Raw genomic sequence first — 23475 nt, forward strand, 5'->3', positions numbered from 1 at the left:
GATCTTGCCAATCGTCTTCGACAAGTATTTTTTGTTAATCATCATCACGCTCGAACAAGTCAGCCGTGGGCAGCTCACCCATGCGCTTGGGTATGTTCAGGCCAAAGTGCAAGTAGGCATGCCGAGTCACCACCCGGCCGCGCGGGGTGCGCATGATGTAACCCTGCTGAATCAGATAGGGTTCAAGCACGTCCTCAATGGTGTGGCGTTCTTCACTGATGGCAGCCGCGAGGTTATCGATGCCCACCGGCCCGCCGTCAAACTTCTCGATCATGGTCAGCAGTAAACGTCGGTCCTGGTGATCAAAGCCACGCTCGTCAACATCCAGCAGATTCAGCGCCAGGTCGGCGATCTCACGGGTGATATCGCCTTGCGCACGCACCTCGGCGAAGTCGCGCACACGGCGCAGCAGACGGTTGGCAATCCGTGGTGTACCGCGGGCGCGTCGGGCAATCTCAAAGGCGCCGTGTGGCTCGATGGGCAGGCCGAGAATCCCCGCCGAACGCATGACAATGGTGGCCAGGTCTTCGGTGTTATAGAACTCCAACCGCTGGACGATGCCGAAGCGATCACGCAAGGGGTTGGTCAACATGCCGGCGCGCGTGGTGGCGCCGACCAGGGTAAACGGCGGCAGATCAAGCTTGATCGAGCGCGCAGCCGGGCCTTCGCCGATCATAATGTCGAGCTGGAAGTCTTCCATAGCCGGGTACAGCACTTCTTCGACAATCGGCGACAGGCGATGAATTTCATCGATAAACAGCACATCACCCGGCTCCAGATTTGTCAGCAACGCCGCCAGATCACCCGGACGCTCCAGCACCGGGCCCGAGGTGCTCTTGATCGAGACATTCATTTCCTGGGCAATGATATTGGCCAAAGTGGTCTTGCCCAGACCGGGCGGACCGAAGATCAGCGTGTGATCCAGCGCTTCGCTGCGTCCACGGGCCGCCTGTATAAACAGCTCCATTTGCTCGCGCACACTCGGCTGACCGATGTATTCGGCCAGCTTAAGTGGGCGAATGGCACGGTCAACTTGCTCATCACGGTCACGCGGGGCAGCAGTAATCAGGCGATCAGCTTCTAGCACTAGACCATTCCCTTCAGGGCTCGACGAATCATATCTTCACTGCTCAAACCGTCTTCCTTAATAGCTGAGACGGCGCGACTGGCTTCCTGGGGTTTGTAGCCGAGCGAAATAAGTGCGCTGACTGCATCATTCTCCGCGCTTGTGACTGCACTACCGCCGCGAGGTTCCACCACCAGGTGCGACATGCCAGGCACGGTTTCCCAGGCTTTGAAGCGGTCTTTCAGCTCAACCAGCAGGCGTTCGGCGGTTTTCTTGCCAACACCCGGGATTTTCACCAGCACCGACGTGTCTTGCGCTTGCACGCAACGCACCAACTCATCGACCTCCAGGCCGGACATCAGCGCCAACGCCAGCTTCGGGCCGACGCCGTTAAGGCGAATCAGCTCGCGAAACAACTCACGCTCGCGCTTCTCAAAAAAGCCATACAGCAGATGCGCGTCTTCGCGAACCACCAGATGGGTGTGCAGGGTCAGTGGCTCGCCCACTGCGGGCAAACGGTACAGGGTGGTCATGGGCACTTCCAGCTCATAACCCAAACCATTTATGTCAATAATCACATGCGGCGGCTGTTTTTCCGCCAAGGTGCCACGCAAACGTCCGATCACCGCAACTTTCCTTAAAAATGACGTTACAAACGAAGGCGACCGGCACGCCGCTTGGCACCGACCAGGCCATGAGGAATCAGGCTCTGCCGATGGTGGGCATGACACAGGGCAATCGCCAAGGCGTCAGAAGCATCGATCTGTGGCTTCTGCACCAGCTTGAGCAAGTGCATGACCATCATCTGCACCTGCTCCTTATCCGCGCCACCGGTGCCGGCAATGGCCTGTTTGACCTGAGTCGCGGTGTATTCGGCAATATCCAGCCCCGCCTCAATACCCGCAACGATGGCCACACCGCGCGCCTGACCGAGCTTGAGCGCTGAATCCGGGTTGCGCGCCATAAACACCTGTTCGATGCCCATGGTCACTGGCCCGTAGGTTTCGATCACCTCGCGTACACCGCGAAACACGACCTGGAGACGCTCTGGCATCGAACCATTGCCCGTGCGAATGCAGCCCGAGGCGACATATTCGCAGTTGCGCCCAGTATCACGCACCACACCGTAACCGGTGATGCGCGAGCCGGGGTCGATGCCAAGGATCAAGGTCATGCCTTACCGCCCACTCAAGGCGCCTGCCAATTTGGCCGACACACTGTCTATTTATCCAGCTCGCGAGTATAGAGCCCGCCTTAGCCCGCGTCATCCGGCGCAGGTTATAAAAATGACCGCACATCATTCATATCGGGTCACAGCGGCATGCCGCTTAGCAGCCTAGACAACCAGCCATAAAAAAACCGGAGTGCTCAGGCCAATAACCTGAACACCTCCGGCTCTGCTCTACCCGCAAACACTCAGCCAAGCTGCTCCATGATCTCGTCAGGAATCTCAGCGTTGTGGTAGACCTCTTGCACATCATCAAGGTCTTCGAGCATGTCGATCAGCTTGATGACTTTCTGCGCAGTTTCCAGATCGGCAATCGGTGCACTGATCGACGGGATCATGGCAATTTCCGCCTCTGCAGCCTTGAAGCCAGCCGCACGGAGCGCCTCGTTAACCCCATGGAAATCAGCGAAGCTGGTGGACACCAGCGCTGAGCCGTCTTCGGCCATTTCCACGTCATCGGCACCGGCCTCCAGCGCGGCTTCCATCAAGGCATCTTCGCTCACACCTGCAGCAAAGCTGATTTGCCCCTTGCGATCGAACATATAGGCCACCGAACCATCGGTACCCAGATTGCCACCACACTTGGTAAAGGCATGCCGTACTTCAGCCGCCGTGCGATTACGATTGTCCGTCATGGCTTCAACGATGATCGCCACGCCGCCCAGCGCATAGCCTTCGTAACTCAGCTCGACCACGTTATCGGCTTCGTTATTGCCGGCACCACGGGCGATGGCACGGTCGATTACATCGCGCGACATGTTGTTGGTCAGCGCCTTGTCCACCGCCAGACGCAAACGCGGGTTGTCCGCCGGGATCGGACCGCCATGTTTGGAAGCGACCGTTAACTCACGAATCAGCTTGGTGAATATCTTGCCGCGCTTGGCGTCCTGACGCCCTTTGCGGTGCTTGATGTTGGCCCACTTGGAATGACCAGCCATAACTCACTCCGGTTGTTTCATATTCGATTTCGAGGCGGGAGAGTTCGAGTCTCTCAGGCCGCTATAAAGAAGAAGCCTGGTAAACCAGGCTTCTTGTGACGCTTTATTCCGCTTTCGGCTGCTCACGCAGGCGAATATGCAGTTCACGCAGCGACTTGTTATCCACCTCACCCGGCGCCTGAGTCATCACACAGGCCGCGCTCTGGGTTTTCGGGAAGGCAATCACTTCGCGGATCGACTGCGCACCGGTCATCAGCATCACCAAGCGATCCAAACCGAAGGCCAAGCCACCATGGGGTGGTGCGCCGAACTTCAAGGCATCAAGGAGGAAGCCGAACTTCTCCTGCTGTTCGTCTTCGCTGATGCCCAGCACGCGAAAAACGGTCTGCTGCATGGACTTGTCGTGGATACGGATCGAACCGCCGCCCAACTCGGTACCGTTGAGCACCATGTCGTAAGCACGCGACAACGCAGCCGCCGGATTAGCCTCCAGCTCAGCCGGGCTGCATTTTGGCGCAGTGAACGGGTGGTGCATTGCAGTCAGGCTGCCGTCGTCGTTCTCTTCGAACATTGGGAAGTCGACGACCCACAGCGGCGCCCACTCGCAGGTCAGCAGGTTGAGGTCATGACCCAGCTTGATGCGCAGCGCGCCCAGGGCCTCGCTGACGATCTTGGCCTTGTCGGCACCGAAGAACACGATGTCGCCATCCACGGCACCGACGCGATCAAGGATCACGTTGATGTTGTCCAGTGGGATGTTCTTGACGATCGGCGACTGCAGGCCTTCGGCACCATTGGCGCGCTCGTTGACCTTGATGTAAGCCAGGCCCTTGCCGCCGTAGATGCCGACAAACTTGGTGTATTCGTCGATCTTGCTGCGCGGCATGCTCGCCCCGCCCGGTACGCGCAGTGCGGTAACGCGGCACTTCGGATCGTTGGCCGGGCCGCTGAACACCTTGAAGTCGACTGCTTGCAGCTGGTCAGCTACGTCCACCAGTTCCAGCGGGTTACGCAGGTCTGGCTTGTCGGAACCAAAGCGGCGCATGGCTTCGGCCAGGGTCATATGCGGCAGCTCACCAAACTCGACGTTCAGCACTTCTTTAAACAGCTGGCGAATCATCTTCTCGGTGATGGCCATGATGTCGGCTTCATCGAGGAAACTGGTTTCGATGTCGATCTGGGTGAATTCCGGCTGACGGTCAGCACGCAGGTCTTCGTCGCGGAAGCACTTGGCGATCTGGTAGTAACGGTCAAAGCCGGCGACCATCAGCAGCTGCTTGAACAGCTGCGGCGATTGCGGCAGAGCGAAGAAGCTGCCGGCATGAGTGCGGCTCGGCACCAGATAATCACGCGCGCCTTCTGGTGTGGCACGGGTGAGGATCGGCGTTTCCACATCAAGGAAGCCGTTGTCGTCCAGGTAGCGACGAATGCTGCTGGTGATGCTCGAACGCAGTTTCAGCTTGGCCGCCATTTCCGGGCGACGCAGGTCGATAAAGCGATAGCGCAGACGGGTTTCTTCGCCGACGTCGGTGTATTCGTTGAGCGGAAACGGCGGGGTTTCCGCTTCGTTCAGAACTTCCAGCTCATAACCCAGCACTTCGATAGCGCCGGAGGCCATGTTAGCGTTGCCGGCACCGGCCGGACGCAGACGCACCTTACCGGTGATTTTCACCACGTATTCACTGCGTACTTTATCGGCAGTGGCGAAAGTCGCCGCGCGATCCGGGTCGAATACCACCTGAGCCAGACCTTCACGGTCACGAATGTCGAGGAAAATCACCCCGCCATGGTCACGACGGCGATGTACCCAACCGCAAAGGGTGACTTCCTGGCCGTCCAGGCTCTCGTTCAGTTGGCCGCAATAATGGCTGCGCATCATGGTGGTGGTCGCTTCTCTTGAGTCTTGAATTCGTTGGGCCGCAATGAATGCGACGCTCGTGGGCCGGTCAACCGGCTGGCGCAGGCGCCATTTTCCGCAATTGTGCTGCCTTTAAGGGGCGCGCAACGATCAGCGGCGCATACGCAGCCCACTGTTCGCCCGACAAAAGCGGCAAAGCGCGGGATTATATATGGTTAAGCCGCCACTTGCAGCCGCCGCCCCACGCGCTTTTGTCAGCCCTTCCTATACTCAGGCATGCAGCTCTTTAACTGTCGATAAGTGGAGAGGCTTATGGCCACACCGAACCTGGCTGAAATACCCAGTGATTTGCTGGCTGACTTTCGCCTGGAATCCAGCGAACAATTCCAGCGTTGCGAGCAATTACTGATCGAGCTTGAGCACGCCCCCGATGACCGCGAGCGCCTGCGCGAGCTATTTCGCCTGGTACACACCCTCAAGGGAAACCTGGGCTATATCGGCCTAGATTCGCTGATGAGCGTACCGCAAGCCATGGAAGATGTGCTGTCGTGCCTGCGCGAAGGCCAGTTGCACTTCGACAGCCTACTCGGCGATATCCTGCTACTGACCCTCGATCACCTGAAAGAACAGATCCGCCATGCCCTTGGGGGCCAAGCGCCACAGCTTAGTCCGGCTCAAAGCAAGGCACTCAGCCGCTCTCTCAGCGCACTGGCTATCGCGCCAACAAGTCAACAAATCGGCATCCGCAGCGCACTACTACAAGAGCTTGATCCCAGCTCCACACCTCCTGAGGTTGTTGCTGCAGACAACCCAGCTGCCGCTGACCTACTCAGACGCTACGGGATCGAACCCGACGCTGACCTGCTGTTCTTTGTCGACCTGATGCAAGCCAGCGAACGCCGCTCACACTTCTGGCAAGGTCGCGGCCTGCGCCAGCTTGACCTGGCCCTAGCGATCAACCAAATGGGCGGCAACCCGGAACAACCTGAGCAACTGGCCGCAGCCATTTGCCTGCACGACCTGGGCATGGCTTTTCTGCCACTGGAGATGCTGCACAAGGAAGCCCACTTTAACCGCGAGGAGCGCCGGCAAATGCAATCCCATCCGCGGCTCGCTTACGACCTGCTCAAGCGGATGCCACGCTGGGATGCTGCGGCTGAAATAACGGTGCAGCATCAGGAGCACGCCGACGGCAGCGGTTACCCTAAAGGCCTGAAAGAGATCGAAACCAGCCCCGGCGCCCTGATAATCAATATCGTCGACACCTTTGAAGCCCGCACCCATGAGCGCGCGCACCAGACTCTGAATAAACGCCCACTCCTGCGCGCCATTTTGGAAATCAACAACCTCGCCGGGCGGCAATTCAGCGCGCACTGGGTCGAGCTATTCAACCAGACCCTGCAACAGCACCCAGAACTGGCACATCGTTAACCCAAGAAAAATTGAACCCACACCCCTTAATAGCCTCCAATCATCACTCGCATTGATATAAACCACGATAAAGCTCGGTAAAACCCATGGTAGTCTCTGCCCATTATGCGGGCAGCCAAACCCCGAGCCACCTGAGAGGAGAAATGGTATGGAAATCAATATTGGAATTGCCGAACAGGACCGCGCAGCCATCGCCGAAGGCCTGTCGCGCTTACTCGCAGACACCTACACCCTGTACCTGAAAACCCACAATTTTCATTGGAACGTCACCGGCCCGATGTTCAACACTCTGCACTTAATGTTTGAGGGCCAGTACACCGAACTGTCGCTGGCCGTCGACCAGATTGCCGAACGCATTCGTGCCCTGGGGTTCCCAGCGCCCGGTACCTACGCTGCTTACGCCCGCCTTTCCTCGATCAAAGAAGAGGAAGGCGTACCAAGCGCACAAGATATGATCAAGCAGCTGGTTCAAGGGCAGGAAGCCGTCGTGCGTACAGCCCGTGGCATCTTCCCACTGCTGGACAAAGTCAGCGACGAGCCCACTGCGGACCTGTTGACCCAGCGCATGCAGGTGCATGAAAAAACCGCCTGGATGCTGCGCAGCCTTCTAGCCGCGTAGGTAAATCATGCAAAAGGCCCGCTTCTGCGGGCCTTTTGCTAGGCGCTTGCCCAGCAGCTGTTCTATGCTTTGGTCAATTGCAACTTGGCCACAGTGACGTGCATGAACAAACCCGCTAAAGCTCCCAGCATTTTGGAACTGTACCCCGAGGAAACCCGCGACGCTGCGGCGCTTCTGAAGAAGGCGGTACCACTCATGATGCGCCATGACATCCCTCCCAACCCCGTGCATTACGCCCTCTGGTACACCTACAGCAAAGGCCTGGAACCCGAACTCAATCGTCGCCTGGAAAAAACCGTCGCCGACTTTGACAGTTTCCCGCCTGAAACCGCAGCCAAGCTGTTCCGCGACTACATCATCAATGGTGAGCTCGAAGAGGCGCGTGCCGGCCAACAGCAGGTCATCGAACTGGTCGACGACATCGAAGGCAATGTATCGCGCAGCATCATCGGCAGCCGCAATTATCAAATCAGTCTTGAGCACGGCCTAGCCGCCCTGCATGAGCCAGTCATTGATGACCTGCCCAATGTTTTGAATGAACTGCAGCAGAGCACGCAGTTAATGCAGGACCAGCAAGACAAATTCCTCTACCGCCTAAATGCCGCCCAGCAAGAGATCAAGAGCCTGCGCAGCCAGCTTGAGCGCGCGCACATCGCCGCGACACTGGACAGCCTGACTCAGGTGTTCAACCGCAACGCCTTTAGCAAACTGCTAGAGCAGACACTGAGTACAGAACACGACGGTGTCGCACTGGTGATGCTCGATATCGATCACTTCAAGCAGTTCAACGACCAATACGGTCACCCCCTGGGTGATCGCGTCCTTCAGCACGTTGGCCAGTTGTTGCGCGACCTACTTCCCGCTCGCGCCATAGCAGCACGTTACGGCGGCGAAGAATTCTGCATCATCCTTCGCGATTGTTTTGATAACGCCACGGCCTATGCCTTTGCCGAACAATTACGCCTGAAGATCCAGTCTTTACGCATCAAAGTGCGCCGCACAGATGAAGTACTCGACAGCATTACCGCGTCTTTCGGCTTCGCCCTTGCCGAACGCGGTGACACACTGGAAACCTTGCTCACACGTGCCGATGACGCGCTTTATCAAGCCAAGCGTGATGGCCGCAACCAGATAAGCCCCATACCAAGTGAAACAGCGCTTAGTGCTTGATTGAGAACCCCACCTCTTTGCTGTTAAATACGTGCCGTGCTGCTGACCTGCATCCATAGGTCAGCACATAGGCTGGTACCACGCGCTTTTACTACTCCCCTTGCAATGCCCAATACGCGCAGCCAGCCATTTCTGCTGACTCTTTGAATTAAGCGAGCCCATTGAACATGTTGAAAATTGTCCACCTTCTGACGGGCGCCCTCGCCCTGCTGCTTTCTTTTGCTCCCCACTTTGGCGACACGCCCCAACCACTCCTGGAACAACCCAGCGCACTGTGCCTTGCTCTGTTTGGCTTGCTGAACCTTCTGCTTGCCCCACAACTGCCTATCTGGCATGCCGGTCTGCGCCACCAAGCGCAAAACCTGGTTTCCGCATTGCTGGTACTCGGCACGCTGCTGCAAGCCTTGATTCTGCTCGCCCCACTGCCAGTCATTGCCAACCAACCGGCCAGCCTGTTTAGCCTACTTATTATCGCTGCCGCCGTAGCCGTTCACCTGGCGGCCAACTTGCGCCTTAAATCGCGCAACACCTCAAGCTCGCAAGATCTGGGCGACCGCGAAACAGGTACCGTTAAGTGGTTCAACACCTCGAAGGGTTTCGGCTTTATCTCGCGTGACTCGGGCGACGACATTTTCGTGCACTTTCGGGCCATCCGCGGTGAAGGCCACCGTGTACTGGTCGAAGGCCAGCGAGTTGAGTTTGCCGTAATGCAACGTGACAAAGGCTTACAAGCCGAAGATGTCATCGCCGCACTGCCCGCACGGCGCTAAATGCCACAACGCAAAAGGCCCGCTCATTGCGGGCCTTTTGCGTTTATGGACAATCAATAATGGGGCGGCGGCGCCTCATCCTCAGTCATCCCGAACTGCGAACTCACTTCATCCTGACGCTTGATCAACGCAGCCACCTGCAGCTGCAAACGCTCCAGAAGCCGCTGTTGCGCCACCAGCGCATCATTGAGCGCCTGAATAGTGTCGTCCTGAAAGGCCAACCGGCTTTGCAAGTCGTTAATGCGTTCGTCTATGTCCACCTGTCAGCTCTCAGCAAAACAAAAATTCCCGGTCAAAACCAGGCGTAAACGGGCTTTCAATACGGCCAATTGCTCAGGCGTGTATGGCTGCGCTGGATGCTTACCCCAAACAGGCGCCGGCCATGCAGCATCCTCGCGACGCCGAACGATGACATGCATATGCAGCTGACTCACCACATTGCCCAAGGTCGCGACATTCATTTTGTCCGCTGCAAAACAATCCTTGAGTACTTCGGCAAGGCCGTTGGTTTCCTGCCATAGCTGCAGCTGGTCAGCACCATCCAGCTGGAACAACTCACTGACGTCTTCACGACGCGGCACCAGGATAAACCAGGGGTACTGCGCATCATTCATCAGCAGCAGGCTGCATAACGGGTAATCCCCGACCCAGGCTGTATCTTGCTGCAAACGTGAATCCAGAACGAACATAACCATCCACCTATTAGAAAACCCACTGACTAGTATTGAACGCATTCGAACCCAGCACACAGTGATACTTGGCCAGCGATCTTACTGCCGCCCAGGCAGTAAGTATGGGCCGAGCAGGATACGCCGAAGCTGAAAACGTGGCACCCGCGAACCAGGCCCACCTCAGCGCACCAATAGACAGCACACCCCAATACCACCCCAAACAAGCGCACCAAAACTGTTCCCTTCTGTAATCCTCACAGAACAGCCTCCTGCCGCACCACAAGCGCAAGACAGCAAGCAATTGAAAACAGAACAGAATCAGCCCAGAAAAACGCCTATCAGCCCCATAAAAAACAGATGGAACCGCTGAAAAACCTGACGTAAACCGACGCAACCCCCGAAAACCTTGATCGGAAAGATCAAATCGAAGATAAAAATTCAGATTTTAGGGTTTTGTGCACGACTATTGCTAAGCAAACTGTGACGAATCGACCTGCACCGTTTGGCAGCCCATGCGACCAACATTCAGGCGCAAAAATCCGTCAGCTTTGACTGTGATCACGCCAAGTGCATCTACAAAAATGCGACATGACTCATAAGCTTTTGCGACACAGCCGTGAAGAAATCGTAATGAATAGATTGCAACTATCGCCAACATTGGCAGCGTGCTATAAGTTACCGCCGACACAAAAAGAAAGAGTCGTCCATATAACAACCAGCCGGACGGCGCAACTTTTCTAAACCAAAGGAGCAATCACGATGCAAGTGATGAAGTGGAGCGTAATCGCCCTCGCAGTAGCAGCGGGCACCACCCAAATGGCAGTGGCTTCCAGCCAGTCCGAATCCAAGGGCTTTGTTGAAGACAGTAGCTTCAATATCTTCAATCGCGCTCTGTACCTGAACCGTGATTTCAAGAACGGCGCCAATAGCAGCGACGATGATTACAACGCCAAAGAAAATGGCTACATCGAAGAAACTGGCCTGGGTATCCGCCTGCTGTTCGAATCCGGCTTCACCCAAGGCACCGTTGGTGTCGGCTTCGATGCGCACAGCCTGAGCAGCATCAAACTGGATAGCGGCCGAGGCCGTACTGGCACTGGCCAGTTCGCAACAACCGACGATGGTCGTGGTGATGACACCCAGACTGAAGTTGGCGGCGCAATCAAGTTCCGTATCTCCGACACCGTGCTGAAACACGGTAACCAGTTCGTTGGCAGCCCGGTATTTTCCACCGACGACGCCCGCATCCTTCCAGAAGTTGCAACCGGTACGTACTTGGTTAGCAATGAAATCGAAGGTTTAGAGCTGAGCGCAGGTCGTTTCACCGCTCTCAACTCTCAAACCGCAACAAGCCGTGATAGCAAAACCAAAAAAGGCCACACGCTGAAATCAGCAAATATCGTCGGCGCAAGCTACAGCTTTACCGAAAACTTCAGCGGCGCCATCCACGCTTCCGATATTGAAGATTTCTGGAAAAAGAAATACGTCAACCTGAACTACAACCTGCCAATCGCTGACGAGCAGGCGCTGGCATTCGACTTTAACTTCTATAAAACCGATGATGAGGGCAAAGCCCTTGCTGGTGAAGTAGACAATAAAATCTGGAGCCTCGGTGCCGTTTACTCCATCGGCGCTCATAGCTTTGGTATTGTTCACCAGCGCTCTACCGGTGACACCGGCCACGACTATGGCATTGATGGCGGCGGCACAATTTGGCTGGGCAACTCCGTCCAAATCTCCGACTTCAACAGCAAGGATGAGCGGTCCTGGCAAGCCAACTATAACTTGGACATGACAACTTATGGCGTGCCAGGCCTGAGCTTCATGGCTCGCTATATCACTGGCGATAATGCTGATTGGGGCGTAGGCGTTGAAGACGGTGAAGAGAACGAATTCAACTTCGAGACCAAGTATGTAGTGCAGAACGGCGCGGCCAAGGATCTGTCCTTCCGCATTCGCAGCGCAATCTACCGAGCAAACAGCTCGCAGAACGATAACTACTCGGCCGACCTGAACGATTTCCGCCTGATCGTTGAATACCCACTAAGCGTTCTGTAATTCAGACTGTTTAGCTGGTAAAGAAAGCCCGACCTAGGTCGGGCTTTTTCTTGCCTGATAAAACTTACAATGGCAACGCGTAAGTTCCCGTTACATGCGCCACCAACTCATCTTCATTACCCTGCGAATACACCGACACTTCGCAAACAGCCTGCCTGCGACTCAATCTCAATATCCGCGCTTGGGCTAGTAGATCAACCGGCTTGGGTTTAACCAGAAAGTTGATATTCAAATTCGAGGTCACGGCCATTTCCACCCGGCCGAGACTGCCCAGCACCACCGCATACATCGCCGCATCTGCCAGGGCCATAATGGTCGGGCCGGACAAGGTGCCGCCGGGACGCACCAGCTTGCTGTGAAATGGCACCCGCGCCAGTGCTCCTTCTGTGTCCAGTCGATCAATACACAGATTGATGTCTTCTGCCATCGGTAGCCCCGCCCGAATCAGCGCCTGCACCTTTTCCGCCGTCAATATCGACACACTCCCCTCCTTTTATAAGCACACGCCATCATCCTGTACGCATCTGTACAGGCACCGTACAATGCGGGCCATTCAAAATCCCTTGCAACCGACAGAACAGCCAAATATGCGTACCAGCCAGTTCCTGCTCTCGACTCTGAAAGAAACCCCGTCCGATGCCGTGGTGATTAGCCATCAGCTGATGCTGCGTGCCGGCATGATCCGCAAGCTGGCTTCTGGCCTGTATACCTGGCTGCCCATGGGCCTGCGTGTGCTGCGCAAGGTTGAGAAGGTCGTGCGCGAGGAAATGAATGCCGCTGGCGCGCTGGAAGTGCTGATGCCCGGCATTCAGCCAGCAGAGCTGTGGCAGGAATCGGGTCGCTGGGAGCAGTACGGTCCTGAGCTGCTACGCATGAAGGATCGCCACGGCCGCGATTTCTGCGCCGGCCCAACCCATGAAGAAGTGATCACCGATCTGGCGCGCAATGAGCTGAACAGCTACAAGCAGCTACCAATCAACCTGTATCAGATCCAGACCAAGTTTCGCGACGAGATTCGCCCGCGCTTCGGCCTGATGCGTGGCCGCGAATTCATCATGAAGGACGCCTACTCCTTCCATGTCGACCAGGCTTCGCTGCAAGAAACCTATGACCGCATGCACCAGGCCTATTGCAACGTATTTACCCGCCTGGGCCTGAACTTCCGCCCTGTGCAGGCAGACACCGGCTCGATCGGTGGTACTGGCTCCCATGAGTTCCACGTACTGGCCGACTCAGGCGAAGACGATATCGCCTTCAGCGACAGCTCCGATTACGCCGCCAATATCGAAAAAGCCGAAGCAGTTCCGCGCGAAGGCAGCCGTGGCGCGGCGACTGAAAGCATGCGCATGGTTGAAACCCCGAACACCAAGACCATCGACGCGTTGGTACAAGGCTTTGGTCTGGCCATCGAGAAAACCATCAAGACCCTGATGGTGCACGGCGCGAAAAAAGGCACCTTGGTCGCCTTGATCGTACGTGGCGACCACGAACTCAATGAGATCAAGGCCGCCAACCTGGAACTGGTTGCCAGCCCGTTGGTTTTCGCCAACGAAGCCGAAATTCGCGCAGCCATCGGCGCTGGCCCTGGCTCGCTAGGCCCGGTCAATCTGCCGATCCCTTGCATCATCGACCGCTCGGTTGCTCTGATGAGCGACTTCGCCTCCGGCGCAAATATCGACGACAAGCACTATTTCGGCGTCAACTGGGAACGCGACCTACCGTTGCCGGAAGTAGCGGACCTGCGCAACGTGCTGGCAGGCGACCCGAGCCCGGATGGTAAAGGCACCCTGGAAATAAAGCGCGGTATCGAAGTCGGGCATATCTTCCAACTGGGCACCAAGTACAGCGAAGCGCTGAACTGCCAGGTGCTCGGCGAAAACGGCAAGCCGGTCACGCTGACCATGGGCTGCTATGGCATTGGCGTTTCCCGCGTAGTGGCGGCCGCTATCGAACAGAACAATGATGACCGCGGCATTCTATGGAATGACGCCCTTGCGCCTTTCCATATCGCCCTGGTGCCGCTGCGCTACGAAACCGATGCCGTGCGCGAAGCCACCGACAAGCTGTATGCCGAGCTTACCGCTGCCGGTTTCGAAGTACTGCTCGATGACCGTGACAAAAAGACCAGCCCGGGCATCAAATTCGCAGATATGGAACTGATCGGCATCCCGCATCGCATCGTAGTCAGCGATCGCGGCCTGGCCGAAGGCAACCTGGAATACAAGAGCCGCCAGGAAACCGAAGCCCAAGCAGTGCCTGTGGCCGATATCCTGAGCTTTATCCAGGCCCGCATCAGCCACTGATCTCAGCCCCTTTAGCAAGAGTCGTCATGTTCAAGCGAAACACCCTCAGCCTCATCGCCATCCTTACGGGTGGCTGTCTGCTACTCAGTGGTTGCGCCAACCAGTTGCCGCAACGCAGCGAGCATGAGGAGCGCGTCGAGCGTAAACTGCTCGATCACAGCCTGCAGATCGATGTGGGTGAACCACGCGTGCTGGAGTTGCCGCAACGCCGCGTGCGCGTGCATGAACAGAAGACCTTCGAGGTCACGGCGTTTGACGTGACACGCCGCTACGACCGCTACACCCCCTACCAACCCTGGCGCGAACTCTATGAAGTACCGCTAGGAGCACTGGCAGTGGTCGGCGGCATCGGCGCCAACGTGTTGAACGTGGTACTGCTCGGCAGCCTGCCGGATAGCGTCACCAAAGACTGGATCAGTTATGGCTTTGCAGGGCTTAACCCGGCAATGAACGTCGAATCGAATGGCCGCTCACAGCAGAATCTCGCCAGCCTCGAAGAGCGCCGCCAGGATGCGCGCATGGAGTATTCCAGCCTGCCGTGGGCCGAACGCCCGGTACGGGTCAAGGCCGGCGAACAGAACCATGAACTGCTCACAGACCGTAACGGCATCCTGCGCCTGAACCTGCTCGACAGTCCGTTTGCCGAAGAGGATGTCACGCGCATCAGCACCCTGCTGCTGACAGTTGAAGATGATCAGGGCTCGGCGCGCGCCGATGCCTCACTGCTGGTCAGCCGTACCTTGCGCGGCAAGCTGCAGGAAGCCCACGACTTGATTTATGACGACCTTGAGGGTGATGACGTTGCCCAATGGGTTCACCGAGTCAAACGCCTGTCGGAACTGGGCCTGGAAGAGGAAGCCAGCGAACTTGAACAGAGTCTGATCGAACTGACGCGCAACGATCCGGAGCTGCAGAAAATCTTCCTGCAGGCCCTAACCAAAGACGCCGGCCGCCTGGTTGCCGACCCTGGCAACGACTGACACATTCATGCGGCAGCGCCTGATCTGCGCCGTACTAAGCCTGCTGCTCTGCGGTGCGGCGTATGCCGACGTGCGCCAGGCGCCTGAGCCGGAACTGCGCGCGCTGCTGCAACAGACCGTGGCCCAGGCGGACAGCTTTCAGGATCGTTTCGAGGCCGAAGTCTGGCTGCTGGATATGTCCACACGCCTGCGCCGCTATATTCCGGATGCTGAGGAGCGCCTGAGCCTGCTGCGGCTCGTGCATCGTGAAGCCAGCAAGGCGGGCTTACGTCCTGATTTAGTAATTGCACTGATTCATGCCGAAAGCCATTTCGACCGTTTCGCCATCTCATCCGTTGGCGCTCAAGGCATGATGCAAGTGATGCCTTTCTGGAAAGCCGAACTGGGCCGGCCGCAAGATAACCTCACTGACACGGCCACTAACCTGCGCTATGGCTGCACCATCCTCAGCTTCTATCTGCGCAAGGAAAACGGCGATCTGAACCGGGCGCTGGCACGCTATAACGGCAGCCTGGGCAAACACACCTACTCCGCCAAGGTGGTCGGTTTCTGGCACGACTTCTGGTACGTCAAACCCTGAGCTTATTTAGCGGCGTACGATAAATCCGGCGATCCCCTGCAAGGCATGATTCTGCAGTTCCAACTGGGTTACGTCGGCAGCCTCGGGCCCCCGCTCTAACCAGCTTGCCAGTTCAGCCACAGCAGCCTCATCGCCTTCAAACAGTACTTCGACCCGACCGTCGACCACGTTACGCACCCAGCCATCCAGATCCAGACGCTCAGCGTGCGTTGCAGTCGCGTGACGAAAACCGACACCCTGTACGCCACCGCTGACGTAACCATGCTTGCAAATGCGCGCCACGACTTAGCCCTCCGCCTTGAGTGCAGCCAAGCGAGCCGTTAAACCAGCAGCAGTCTGTTCACCCAGTAAGCGCTCACGCATGCGCCCCTGATCGTCAACGATGTACGTCACCGGCAGCACTTCTGCACGCGGCAACTGATAGCGATCGGCCGGGTCCTGCGCCAACACCGTAAACGTAATGCCCATATCTTGCGCGGCCTTACTGAGTTTCTCGCCCTGCAACGCGTCGAAATTCACCCCAAGCACCTGCACAGACTGTTTCTTGAGTTGTTTTTCCAAGGCATTGAGTTCAGGAATCTCGGTACGGCAAGGCGCACACCACTGCGCCCAATAATTAATCACTAACCACTGGCCTTCCAGGCGCTCAACCGCTACCTTTCGTCCATATTGATCGACGCCAATGTCTTCAGCGCAGCCGGCCAGAATCAGACCTATGCCTAGAACCGCAACAGCACGAATGATCGCCTGGAAATGCATTGCCATGCATTCGCTCCCTGATTCAATAAGGTTGATATGACGTTAGATGCCTTGCGCCTGGAAGTGCCAGACATCCTCGAAACCGAGGTCGCGCCATTGGCCGATCTCAACGAGCAACTGGCTCAGGCTCGCTTACAACCCGCAGAACTGGCCTTGCAGCAGGCACTAAGCCTGCTCTTCAAGCTCAACCGCAGCGCCATGACCTTACTCGAAAGGCAGCGCGCACTGCAAAGCTTCAGCGACCAGTACCGGCATTACAGCAAGGCCTATCAAGGCGAGAATCCCCCCACGGCATTGTTCGTACACCTGTGCAGTGAATTGGCCATCGGTTTCAAACGCCTGCTCCTACAAATCCTGCAAGGCCGCCAGCCCTCACGTCCGCATCTGGCCTGGTGCTTGTACATGGCCCAGCACTTTCTCGCACAAAGCCTGCTGCGCCACTACCAGCTGTATCAGGAGCCACCGCCTAGCTTATGGCGCGACAGCCACCTGCTGTACTGGATCGGCGAACATCAAAATTGCCTGGATGAGCCAGTGGCGGCAACGTTTACACCGCAACCGGCAAACACCATGCGCGGCATTTACCAGCAGATGCTGTTGCTTGCACTGAGCAACCCGTTTCACCTTGCCGATGGCGAATGTGCGCTGCTGTTCGGCGCCCTATCGCCGCTGGCGGAACTCGCGCGCTTGCTGCCCTGGGATGAGGACGATGAGATCGAAGGGCCGACCATCGACCTGACCGAGGTGCAGCCCTGCCTGAGTTATGCACAAACGCCAGAAGGCAGTGCCGACTATCTACGCCGCTTCGAGCTGGGCGCCTTGTTAGTGGCGCTGCATGAGCCAGCGCCATTGCAAAGCAAAGCGGAACGCCAACTGCTCGAGCGTGTGCAGCAGCATTGGCTGGGGCGCCAACAACGTCGGCATACCCGTGCCGACCATAGCTCTGAATGCAGCCTGGCGGTTGGTTTACCGGCTATTCATGCGCAGCTACTGGAACAACGGCCTTTGCGCACCAGCGCACAAATGCTTGATGCCAGCGCGGGCGGCGCACGTTTGCTGTGCAATGCCGATCAGGCCGCGCAGCTGTCGGTTGGCCAACTGGTGCTGCTGATCACCGGCAGTGATACGCCCACCCTGGCTTTGGTGCGATGGCGCCATCTCAACAGCGAAGGTCTGCACCTGGGCCTGCGCTACCTTAAAGGCTTGCCGCGCTCGGTCTGGTTACGCCGCGCACCCAGTGCCCAGACCCACCCCGGCGTCCTGCAGAGCACACCAGCACCAGGCAACGGCTGGCACCATGGGTTATGGCTGCCTAATGGACAGTTTGTTGAAGGGGAGAATGTCTGGCTGCAACTGGCCAGCGCACACAACCAGGCGATCCTGCCATTGCCGCCCGCCAATCTGGTTACCGCATCAGTCACCCGCTACCCAATGCAGCTGGCATAGACACCGGTACCAACACGCTAAAAGTGCGAGAAAGGTCACGCCGAACGTCGGCCGAGCGCACAGTTTCATCGGGTGGGCCAAGCTTATAATTCATCGCAATCACGCTTGATGCGATCCGTTATTAGCCTGGAACACAACCATGACCCAAGCCCTCGATAAGTTGGTCGGCCCTGTGCCATCTGCCATCGTCAACCTCGCCCGCTTGCAGGTCACCCCGTACGAAGGGCGCGTCGCTGAGTTCAATGTTGCCGCCTGGCTGCACCTGCCAGGGCTGGCCAACCTGCCCGTATCCCTGTTGATCAGCTACCGCGATGGCACCACCCGCCGCGAAGTGATGGTCGACCATGGCAACGTCAACCAGCACAGCAAAATCCTGCTATCCAGCGTGGCTCGCCTGCCTGTGAAGCAGAAGATTGAAGAGATGCAGGTGCGCCTGCGCTCTGCCGTACCGGCAACCAGCCTGGTGGTTGAGGAGTTGTTTGTACAAGCCGTCGAATTACCCCAAACCGATAGCCGCCAAGCACTCGCCTGATAGCAGTCAGCGACACACAAACCCCGCGCACCGACGCGGGGTTTTGCATTTAGCGCGAGAGCATTCCTGCCGGCCCGCAAGTGGCATCGGAATCTATCTGGACTGGGGTCTCAGGTGAATTCGAGACGATTGAAGGCTCAGGTGGGCTGGAATTGACCAACGACTGCGGCCAGCTGCTGAAGCGCAGGCCAGTAATGCGATTGAGGCGCTCAAGGGCCTCTTGCGGGTCACGCTGATACAAATGAATCACTTTGCCGTTAGTGGCTGTCATAACGCCTTCACACTCCGCCAATCCCTGCCCTGCTGGCAACCTGATCGCTATCTGCAGGACAGATAGCCAAAAGCGTGCCAGCTTCCCTTTAACCGCGTTTGGCGACCTTCATGGTCACCAGTGCCATCATGCGCCACCAGTTCAGCGCCGCAAACTGACGTTTTACGTCATGTTGCAGCGTCAGCCTCTACCTGCAACCACGTCGCCAGGTCCTCACCAAATAGCGCCGTTTGCTCTTCCTGCAACTTCATCAAGCCATTGCGCAGCGCTGGGTACCAGGCTTCGTCGAGCTGTTCGGGTAGATTCTCAGCCCTAGGCAACGGCCAAGGACTGTGGCTGAGCAGTTGTTGCAGCGAATAGTGGCCAAGATCACGGCTCAATACCCAGGAACCTGAACCGGTCGGGGCAATCAGTTTCTGCTGCTCGAGAAACACCAAAATCTCTTCCCATTCATGTTCCGCCAAAGACCAGCCCTGACGCTGCACGTCCAGCAAGCGCACTTTCAAACCCGACTGCTGACGCTCATAGAACACCCGCAAGACGCCAAGCGCCATCAACAAGCGTGGTATTGCGCGCTTGCGCCATTGTTGGGAGAACCCCAGGTTGCAGACCAGTTCAGCGCCAAACAGCACAATCAACCAGGACAGATAGATCCACAACAGAAACAGCGGCACCGTGGCAAATGCCCCGTAGATCAGCTGATAACCGGGAAACAGGCGCACATACAGGCCGAATAGCATCTTCGCCACTTCGAACAACACCGCTGCAAATAAGCCCCCCAGCAACGCATGGCGAACTGGTACCTGTGCATTCGGCACCGTCGCATAGAGCAAGGTGAATGCGGCCACACTGAATACCAGCGGCATGAATTTCAGCAGGGCCTGCGCCCCAAGCAAAGCATCCGGACCCGAGATCAGCGACAGTGACGTGAAGTAGGTGCTGATGGCAAAGCCACCGCCCAGCAGCAGCGGGCCCAGGCTGAGGATCGCCCAGTACAGCAAAAAGCTCGAAACACCCCGACGCGGCTGACGCACACGCCAGATGGTGTTGAAAGTTTTCTCGATCGTCACCAGCATCCAGAACGCCGTCGCAGCCAATACTGCTACACCAATCCAGGTCAACTGGCGCGCCTGGGTAGTGAAGTCACGCAGGTATTGCTGCAGGGTCTCGCCAGCTGAGGGCACAAAATTTCGGAAGATAAAGCTCTGAATCTGCTCGCCGGTATCCTGAAACGCCGGAATAGCCGAGAGCATGGAAAAGGTCACCGTCATCATTGGCACCACCGCAAACAGGGTGGTGTAGGTCAAGGCCGCCGCATTGCTGGTGCCTTGGTCGGCGATAAAGCGCTGCAACAGAAAACGCCAGAACTCCAACAGGTTGTTAACACGTTGCAGCATGCTCTCTCCTTAGCCATTTGCATCCCGACAACCTGACTCACAAGCGCAGGCGGGAATGCTGTTAGCGGTTAGAATAGCCACCATCGAAGGTAATCGGCGACCCGAACATGACCGCTATGACGCTCTACCATAACCCGCGCTGCTCGAAATCACGCAGTGCATTGCAATTACTGGAAGACCGCGGGCTCAGCCCAACCATCGTGCGCTACCTGGAAACACCGCTGAGCGCCGACCAGCTGCAGGCACTGTTGGATAAGCTCGGCATCCGCGCACGGCAGCTACTGCGCACGGGTGAAGATGAATACAAGGCTCTCGGTCTGAGCGACCCGCAACTGACTGACACACAGCTGATCGCGGCCATGGCCAGCCAGCCCAAACTGATTGAACGCCCCATTCTGGTCGTTGGAGACAAAGCCGTCATCGGTCGCCCACCTGAAAATGTTCTGGAGATTCTGCCGTGAGCACACCCTACATCCTGGTGCTGTACTACAGCCGCCATGGCGCCACTGCTGAAATGGCCCGCCAGATTGCACGCGGCGTAGAAATGGGTGGCCTCGAAGCGCGTGTACGCACCGTGCCTGCTGTCTCCAGCGAATGCGAAGCAGTGGCCGCGGATATCCCGGCAGAAGGCGCTTTGTACGCCAGCCTGGATGACCTAAAGAACTGCGCCGGCCTGGCACTCGGCAGCCCGACCCGTTTCGGCAATATGGCCGCACCGCTCAAGTACTTTCTCGATGGCACCAGCGGCCTGTGGCTGACCGGCGGCCTAGTTGGCAAACCGGCCGGCGTGTTCACCTCCACCGCCAGCCTGCACGGCGGCCAGGAAACCACCCTGCTGTCGATGCTGCTGCCCCTGCTGCACCACGGCATGCTGATCACTGGCCTGCCCTATAGCGAAGCTGCATTGCTGGAAACCCGTGGTGGCGGGACCCCTTATGGCGCCAGTCACCATGCTGGTGCAGATGGCAAACGCGCCCTCGATGAACATGAAATTGCCCTGTGCCGCGCACTCGGTCAACGCCTGGCGCAAACCGCTGCAAAACTGGAGAACACCCGTGGCTAAAACCGCAAAACCGCTGCCGCCCCTGGAGTGGCTAGAGCCGCGCCTTAGCATCAGCCGCATCGCCAGCCTGCTGAGCTTTTTTGGCCTGGGCGCATTACTGCTGGTGTGGAACCTATGGTTCGCCAATGTTCCAGGGAAACTTCTCTGGGTGATCCTTGGCGTACAGCTCGCCCCGCTGCTTTTACTCGCCCCTGGTCTGATCCTCGGCAACGCTCGCGCCCACGCCTGGGCGTGCTTTGTGGTGAATCTGTATTTTATTCAGGGCGTTCTTGCGGCCTTCGACCCGAGCAAAGCTCTGTACGGCTGGCTACTGACAGGGCTGAGCTTCAGCTTGTTCTGCGCAGCACTGATGTTTACCCGCTGGCGCTTTCAGTACGAGCGCAAGTTGGCAGGGGAAAACTAAGATAAACGCTGAGCCTGGCTGCACGCAGGCTCAGCGTTATATGGCGGGAGCTTTACCAGCCGAGGGTTTCTTTCAGGAAGGGAATGGTCAGCTTGCGCTGAGCCTGCAATGACGCCTGATCCAGGCGCTCAAGCAAATCGAACAAAGCGCTCATGCTGCGCTCACCACGAGTCAGGATAAAACGCCCGACTTCATCACTCAGGTGCAAACCGCGACGCGAAGCCCGCAGTTGCAGAGCACGCAGTTTGTCCTCATCGGAGAGTGACTGTAGCTGGAATACTAGTGCCAAAGTCAGGCGTGATTGCAGGTCCGCCAGCTGCACCGGCAATTCGCGCGGTGAAGTGCTGGCGCCCAGCAACAGACGCCGACCGCTGTCGCGTAGACGATTGAACAGGTGAAACAGCGCTTCTTCCCAGTCGCTGCGCCCGGCCACCGCATCCAGATCATCCAGACAGACCAGTTCGCACTGCTCCAGATTGTCCAGTAGCGCCGGGCCGTACTCGACCACCTCAGCCAGCGGCAGATACACCGCCGGCTCGCCGCGCTGCTCAAAGCGCAGACACGCCGCCTGCAGCAAATGACTGCGCCCAACGCCTTCGCCACCCCACAGATAGATCAGGCTTTCCGTCCAGCCGGCATCCGCTTCGCACAGACGCTCGACATAGCCCAACGCCGCAGCATTGGCTCCAGGGTAGTAATTGGCGAAAGTGGCGTCATCACGTAGACGCACACCTAAAGGCAGTTGTATGGGTGTCATGCTGGGTTGGGCGGCTCGTCGGAACCGTTGGCTGGCTCACCGTAAAGATCGGAAAGTTTATAGAAATCATGCAGATGACGCACTAACACCATGATCACCGCTGCCACTGGCAAAGCCAGAAGGATGCCGGTAAAGCCGAACAGTTGGCCGCCGGCCATGATGGCGAAGATCACTGCGACCGGATGCAGGCCGATGCGGTCGCCCACCAGCATCGGTGTCAGCAGCATGCCTTCGAGCATTTGCCCGACGATAAAGACTGCAGCGATGGCCACCAGTGGGTAGGGGTCCATGCCGAACTGAAACAGACCGGCCGTTAATGCCGCACCGATGCCGACCACCACGCCCAAATACGGCACGATGCTGGCAAGGCCTGCCAGTACGCCGATCAGTAGCCCGAGTTCCAGGCCAATCACCATCAGTCCGGTGGCATACATCACACCTAGCGCCAGCATCACCAGTAACTGACCGCGCAGGAAAGCGCCGAGCACTTCGTGGCATTCGCCGAACAGCTGCACAACCAGGCCTTCACGACCGCGCGGCAGCAGGCTGCGCAGCTTGGCGACCATCAAGTCCCAGTCGCGCATCAGGTAGAAGCTCACTACTGGAATCAGCACCAGGTTCGCCAGCCAAGCCAGCAGCGCCAGGCCTGAAGAGGTGGCCGTGGACAGCAGCATGCCGACGATATCGGTGGTTTTACCCAACTGCCCGGACAACGCGGTTTTCAGTTGATCAAAGCGCCAGAAGCCTTCGCTAAGCCCCAGCTTGAGTTGAACCCATGGCAGGGCCTGATTCTGTGCCCAGTCGAGCATCTCCGGGATCAACTCGTACAAGCGCACCAGCTGCTTGCCCAGCATGGGCACCAATACCAGCAGCAGGATGGCCATGATCAGGGTGATCAGTGCAAAGACCACCACCACGCCCCAAGTCCGCGAGAGTTTCCATCGCTCAAGACGGTCGACCAGCGGGTCGCCCATATAGGCCAGCAGCACGCCGATCAGAAACGGCGAGAGAATCGGCGCCAGCAGGTACAACAGGCCGCACAGCAGCAGCGCCGCGACTATCCATATCCAACGGTGCGAATCGATCATGCCCAGCGCTCCATATGCCAACGTTTTATCCAGAAATACTAAACCCGAGCCCCGTTACATAAGAAAACCGCAGCTCGATAGCTGCGG

27 protein-coding genes and 1 pseudogene are annotated in these 23475 nt (G+C 57.6%); 14 read left to right on the plus strand and 14 right to left on the minus strand.

All coding sequences use genetic code 11. From position 1 onward, the window contains the following. Window positions 1-34 precede the first annotated feature (34 nt). The 5 genes from ruvB to aspS form a co-directional block, all read right to left on the minus strand. On the minus strand, window positions 35-1087 hold the full coding sequence (gene ruvB / locus HBN63_RS17605; RefSeq protein ID WP_160087532.1) for a Holliday junction branch migration DNA helicase RuvB: 1053 nt from the start codon (window positions 1085-1087) through the stop codon (window positions 35-37). Continuing rightward, window positions 1087-1692 carry a Holliday junction branch migration protein RuvA gene (gene ruvA, locus HBN63_RS17610; protein WP_160087534.1) on the minus strand — a complete coding sequence of 202 codons (606 nt, stop codon included), beginning with the start codon at window positions 1690-1692 and terminating at the stop codon, window positions 1087-1089. The genes ruvB and ruvA overlap by 1 nt, the downstream gene beginning before the upstream one ends. A gap of 23 nt (window positions 1693-1715) precedes the next feature. After that, on the minus strand, window positions 1716-2240 hold the full coding sequence (gene ruvC / locus HBN63_RS17615; protein ID WP_090252604.1) for a crossover junction endodeoxyribonuclease RuvC: 525 nt from the start codon (window positions 2238-2240) through the stop codon (window positions 1716-1718). A 242-nt stretch (window positions 2241-2482) separates the two neighbouring features. Next, entirely contained in the window at window positions 2483-3232 is a 750-nt protein-coding gene (locus tag HBN63_RS17620; protein ID WP_170050308.1) for a YebC/PmpR family DNA-binding transcriptional regulator, read from the minus strand. 103 nt (window positions 3233-3335) lie between these two features. Then, complete coding sequence (aspS, locus tag HBN63_RS17625; RefSeq protein ID WP_170050309.1) at window positions 3336-5111, minus strand: aspartate--tRNA ligase; 1776 nt, start codon at window positions 5109-5111, stop codon at window positions 3336-3338. A 291-nt stretch (window positions 5112-5402) separates the two neighbouring features. Here aspS and HBN63_RS17630 point away from each other — a divergent pair, with 291 nt between their 5' ends. From HBN63_RS17630 to HBN63_RS21985, 5 genes and pseudogenes are all read left to right on the plus strand, one after another. Next, on the plus strand, window positions 5403-6521 hold the full coding sequence (locus HBN63_RS17630) for an HD domain-containing phosphohydrolase (RefSeq protein WP_170050310.1): 1119 nt from the start codon (window positions 5403-5405) through the stop codon (window positions 6519-6521). A 148-nt stretch (window positions 6522-6669) separates the two neighbouring features. Beyond that, complete coding sequence (locus tag HBN63_RS17635; RefSeq protein WP_160087544.1) at window positions 6670-7140, plus strand: Dps family protein; 471 nt, start codon at window positions 6670-6672, stop codon at window positions 7138-7140. Window positions 7141-7242: 102 nt separating this feature from the next. Next, complete coding sequence (locus tag HBN63_RS17640) at window positions 7243-8310, plus strand: GGDEF domain-containing protein (RefSeq protein ID WP_160087546.1); 1068 nt, start codon at window positions 7243-7245, stop codon at window positions 8308-8310. 167 nt (window positions 8311-8477) lie between these two features. Next, window positions 8478-8798: pseudogene (locus HBN63_RS22145) on the plus strand (cold shock domain-containing protein membrane protein); the annotation flags it as partial. 57 nt (window positions 8799-8855) lie between these two features. After that, window positions 8856-9080 (plus strand): cold-shock protein, encoded by a 225-nt coding sequence (locus tag HBN63_RS21985; protein ID WP_169852850.1) that lies wholly within the window; start codon window positions 8856-8858, stop codon window positions 9078-9080. A 53-nt stretch (window positions 9081-9133) separates the two neighbouring features. On the opposite strand, the gene HBN63_RS17650 is transcribed toward HBN63_RS21985, so the two are convergent. Both HBN63_RS17650 and HBN63_RS17655 read right to left on the minus strand, forming a co-directional pair. Beyond that, window positions 9134-9340 carry a SlyX family protein gene (locus HBN63_RS17650; protein ID WP_170050311.1) on the minus strand — a complete coding sequence of 69 codons (207 nt, stop codon included), beginning with the start codon at window positions 9338-9340 and terminating at the stop codon, window positions 9134-9136. Window positions 9341-9343: 3 nt separating this feature from the next. Next, window positions 9344-9769 (minus strand): HIT domain-containing protein, encoded by a 426-nt coding sequence (locus HBN63_RS17655; protein ID WP_170050312.1) that lies wholly within the window; start codon window positions 9767-9769, stop codon window positions 9344-9346. 741 nt (window positions 9770-10510) lie between these two features. On the opposite strand from HBN63_RS17655, the gene HBN63_RS17660 reads away from it, so the two are divergent. Beyond that, complete coding sequence (locus tag HBN63_RS17660) at window positions 10511-11809, plus strand: OprD family porin (protein ID WP_170050313.1); 1299 nt, start codon at window positions 10511-10513, stop codon at window positions 11807-11809. Window positions 11810-11873: 64 nt separating this feature from the next. On the opposite strand, the gene HBN63_RS17665 is transcribed toward HBN63_RS17660, so the two are convergent. Next, window positions 11874-12281 (minus strand): PaaI family thioesterase, encoded by a 408-nt coding sequence (locus HBN63_RS17665; RefSeq protein ID WP_170050341.1) that lies wholly within the window; start codon window positions 12279-12281, stop codon window positions 11874-11876. Window positions 12282-12396: 115 nt separating this feature from the next. On the opposite strand from HBN63_RS17665, the gene HBN63_RS17670 reads away from it, so the two are divergent. From HBN63_RS17670 to HBN63_RS17680, 3 genes are read left to right on the plus strand one after another with little or no spacing between them, the layout of a single operon-like run. Continuing rightward, complete coding sequence (locus HBN63_RS17670; protein ID WP_170050314.1) at window positions 12397-14112, plus strand: proline--tRNA ligase; 1716 nt, start codon at window positions 12397-12399, stop codon at window positions 14110-14112. A 26-nt stretch (window positions 14113-14138) separates the two neighbouring features. Next, a complete protein-coding gene (locus tag HBN63_RS17675) occupies window positions 14139-15092 on the plus strand; it encodes a hypothetical protein (protein ID WP_170050315.1) in 954 nt (317 codons plus the stop codon). 7 nt (window positions 15093-15099) lie between these two features. Next, entirely contained in the window at window positions 15100-15672 is a 573-nt protein-coding gene (locus HBN63_RS17680) for a transglycosylase SLT domain-containing protein (protein ID WP_167144949.1), read from the plus strand. A gap of 6 nt (window positions 15673-15678) precedes the next feature. Here the strand turns inward: HBN63_RS17680 and HBN63_RS17685 are convergent, their stop codons facing one another. Both HBN63_RS17685 and HBN63_RS17690 read right to left on the minus strand, forming a co-directional pair. Beyond that, window positions 15679-15954: an acylphosphatase gene (locus HBN63_RS17685; protein WP_170050316.1), complete on the minus strand. Its 276-nt coding sequence runs from the start codon at window positions 15952-15954 to the stop codon at window positions 15679-15681. Window positions 15955-15957: 3 nt separating this feature from the next. Further along, the gene (locus HBN63_RS17690) at window positions 15958-16437 is read right to left on the minus strand and encodes a TlpA disulfide reductase family protein (protein ID WP_170050317.1); all 480 of its coding nucleotides are present in this window, start codon (window positions 16435-16437) and stop codon (window positions 15958-15960) included. A gap of 30 nt (window positions 16438-16467) precedes the next feature. Here HBN63_RS17690 and HBN63_RS17695 point away from each other — a divergent pair, with 30 nt between their 5' ends. Both HBN63_RS17695 and HBN63_RS17700 read left to right on the plus strand, forming a co-directional pair. Continuing rightward, a complete protein-coding gene (locus tag HBN63_RS17695) occupies window positions 16468-17877 on the plus strand; it encodes a PilZ domain-containing protein (RefSeq protein WP_170050318.1) in 1410 nt (469 codons plus the stop codon). Between the two features lie 139 nt (window positions 17878-18016). Beyond that, entirely contained in the window at window positions 18017-18409 is a 393-nt protein-coding gene (locus tag HBN63_RS17700) for a hypothetical protein (protein WP_160087569.1), read from the plus strand. A gap of 49 nt (window positions 18410-18458) precedes the next feature. Here the strand turns inward: HBN63_RS17700 and HBN63_RS21990 are convergent, their stop codons facing one another. Then, window positions 18459-18680, minus strand: a complete 222-nt coding sequence (locus HBN63_RS21990) for a hypothetical protein (RefSeq protein ID WP_262499007.1) — start codon at window positions 18678-18680, stop codon at window positions 18459-18461. 167 nt (window positions 18681-18847) lie between these two features. Next, entirely contained in the window at window positions 18848-20077 is a 1230-nt protein-coding gene (locus HBN63_RS17705) for a virulence factor BrkB family protein (protein WP_090252557.1), read from the minus strand. Window positions 20078-20184: 107 nt separating this feature from the next. Here HBN63_RS17705 and arsC point away from each other — a divergent pair, with 107 nt between their 5' ends. From arsC to HBN63_RS17720, 3 genes are read left to right on the plus strand one after another with little or no spacing between them, the layout of a single operon-like run. Further along, on the plus strand, window positions 20185-20538 hold the full coding sequence (gene arsC, locus HBN63_RS17710) for an arsenate reductase (glutaredoxin) (RefSeq protein ID WP_167144954.1): 354 nt from the start codon (window positions 20185-20187) through the stop codon (window positions 20536-20538). Beyond that, entirely contained in the window at window positions 20535-21140 is a 606-nt protein-coding gene (gene wrbA / locus HBN63_RS17715; RefSeq protein WP_170050319.1) for an NAD(P)H:quinone oxidoreductase, read from the plus strand. Before arsC ends, wrbA begins: the two co-directional genes overlap by 4 nt. Continuing rightward, window positions 21133-21543 carry a DUF2069 domain-containing protein gene (locus HBN63_RS17720; RefSeq protein ID WP_170050320.1) on the plus strand — a complete coding sequence of 137 codons (411 nt, stop codon included), beginning with the start codon at window positions 21133-21135 and terminating at the stop codon, window positions 21541-21543. Before wrbA ends, HBN63_RS17720 begins: the two co-directional genes overlap by 8 nt. Before the next feature lie 52 nt (window positions 21544-21595). On the opposite strand, the gene hda is transcribed toward HBN63_RS17720, so the two are convergent. Beyond that, window positions 21596-22300 carry a DnaA regulatory inactivator Hda gene (gene hda / locus HBN63_RS17725; RefSeq protein ID WP_090252546.1) on the minus strand — a complete coding sequence of 235 codons (705 nt, stop codon included), beginning with the start codon at window positions 22298-22300 and terminating at the stop codon, window positions 21596-21598. Further along, window positions 22297-23388, minus strand: a complete 1092-nt coding sequence (locus HBN63_RS17730; protein WP_090252543.1) for an AI-2E family transporter — start codon at window positions 23386-23388, stop codon at window positions 22297-22299. Before HBN63_RS17730 ends, hda begins: the two co-directional genes overlap by 4 nt. Window positions 23389-23475: the final 87 nt, after the last annotated feature.

Source organism: Pseudomonas sp. WS 5011 (assembly GCF_012985775.1).
Classification (GTDB): domain Bacteria; phylum Pseudomonadota; class Gammaproteobacteria; order Pseudomonadales; family Pseudomonadaceae; genus Aquipseudomonas; species Aquipseudomonas peli.

Bases quoted from the DNA above. Each gene is read 5' to 3' on its own strand.
- ruvC (WP_090252604.1), bottom strand. From the start codon at position 2,240: ATGACCTTGATCCTTGGCATCGACCCCGGCTCGCGCATCACCGGTTAC.
- HBN63_RS17620 (WP_170050308.1), bottom strand. From the start codon at position 3,232: ATGGCTGGTCATTCCAAGTGGGCCAACATCAAGCACCGCAAAGGGCGT.
- aspS (WP_170050309.1), bottom strand. From the start codon at position 5,111: ATGATGCGCAGCCATTATTGCGGCCAACTGAACGAGAGCCTGGACGGC.
- HBN63_RS17630 (WP_170050310.1), top strand. From the start codon at position 5,403: ATGGCCACACCGAACCTGGCTGAAATACCCAGTGATTTGCTGGCTGAC.
- HBN63_RS17635 (WP_160087544.1), top strand. From the start codon at position 6,670: ATGGAAATCAATATTGGAATTGCCGAACAGGACCGCGCAGCCATCGCC.
- HBN63_RS17640 (WP_160087546.1), top strand. From the start codon at position 7,243: ATGAACAAACCCGCTAAAGCTCCCAGCATTTTGGAACTGTACCCCGAG.
- HBN63_RS17655 (WP_170050312.1), bottom strand. From the start codon at position 9,769: ATGTTCGTTCTGGATTCACGTTTGCAGCAAGATACAGCCTGGGTCGGG.
- HBN63_RS17660 (WP_170050313.1), top strand. From the start codon at position 10,511: ATGCAAGTGATGAAGTGGAGCGTAATCGCCCTCGCAGTAGCAGCGGGC.
- HBN63_RS17670 (WP_170050314.1), top strand. From the start codon at position 12,397: ATGCGTACCAGCCAGTTCCTGCTCTCGACTCTGAAAGAAACCCCGTCC.
- HBN63_RS17675 (WP_170050315.1), top strand. From the start codon at position 14,139: ATGTTCAAGCGAAACACCCTCAGCCTCATCGCCATCCTTACGGGTGGC.
- HBN63_RS17680 (WP_167144949.1), top strand. From the start codon at position 15,100: ATGCGGCAGCGCCTGATCTGCGCCGTACTAAGCCTGCTGCTCTGCGGT.
- HBN63_RS17690 (WP_170050317.1), bottom strand. From the start codon at position 16,437: ATGGCAATGCATTTCCAGGCGATCATTCGTGCTGTTGCGGTTCTAGGC.
- HBN63_RS17695 (WP_170050318.1), top strand. From the start codon at position 16,468: ATGACGTTAGATGCCTTGCGCCTGGAAGTGCCAGACATCCTCGAAACC.
- HBN63_RS17700 (WP_160087569.1), top strand. From the start codon at position 18,017: ATGACCCAAGCCCTCGATAAGTTGGTCGGCCCTGTGCCATCTGCCATC.
- HBN63_RS21990 (WP_262499007.1), bottom strand. From the start codon at position 18,680: ATGACAGCCACTAACGGCAAAGTGATTCATTTGTATCAGCGTGACCCG.
- HBN63_RS17705 (WP_090252557.1), bottom strand. From the start codon at position 20,077: ATGCTGCAACGTGTTAACAACCTGTTGGAGTTCTGGCGTTTTCTGTTG.
- arsC (WP_167144954.1), top strand. From the start codon at position 20,185: ATGACCGCTATGACGCTCTACCATAACCCGCGCTGCTCGAAATCACGC.
- hda (WP_090252546.1), bottom strand. From the start codon at position 22,300: ATGACACCCATACAACTGCCTTTAGGTGTGCGTCTACGTGATGACGCC.
- HBN63_RS17730 (WP_090252543.1), bottom strand. From the start codon at position 23,388: ATGATCGATTCGCACCGTTGGATATGGATAGTCGCGGCGCTGCTGCTG.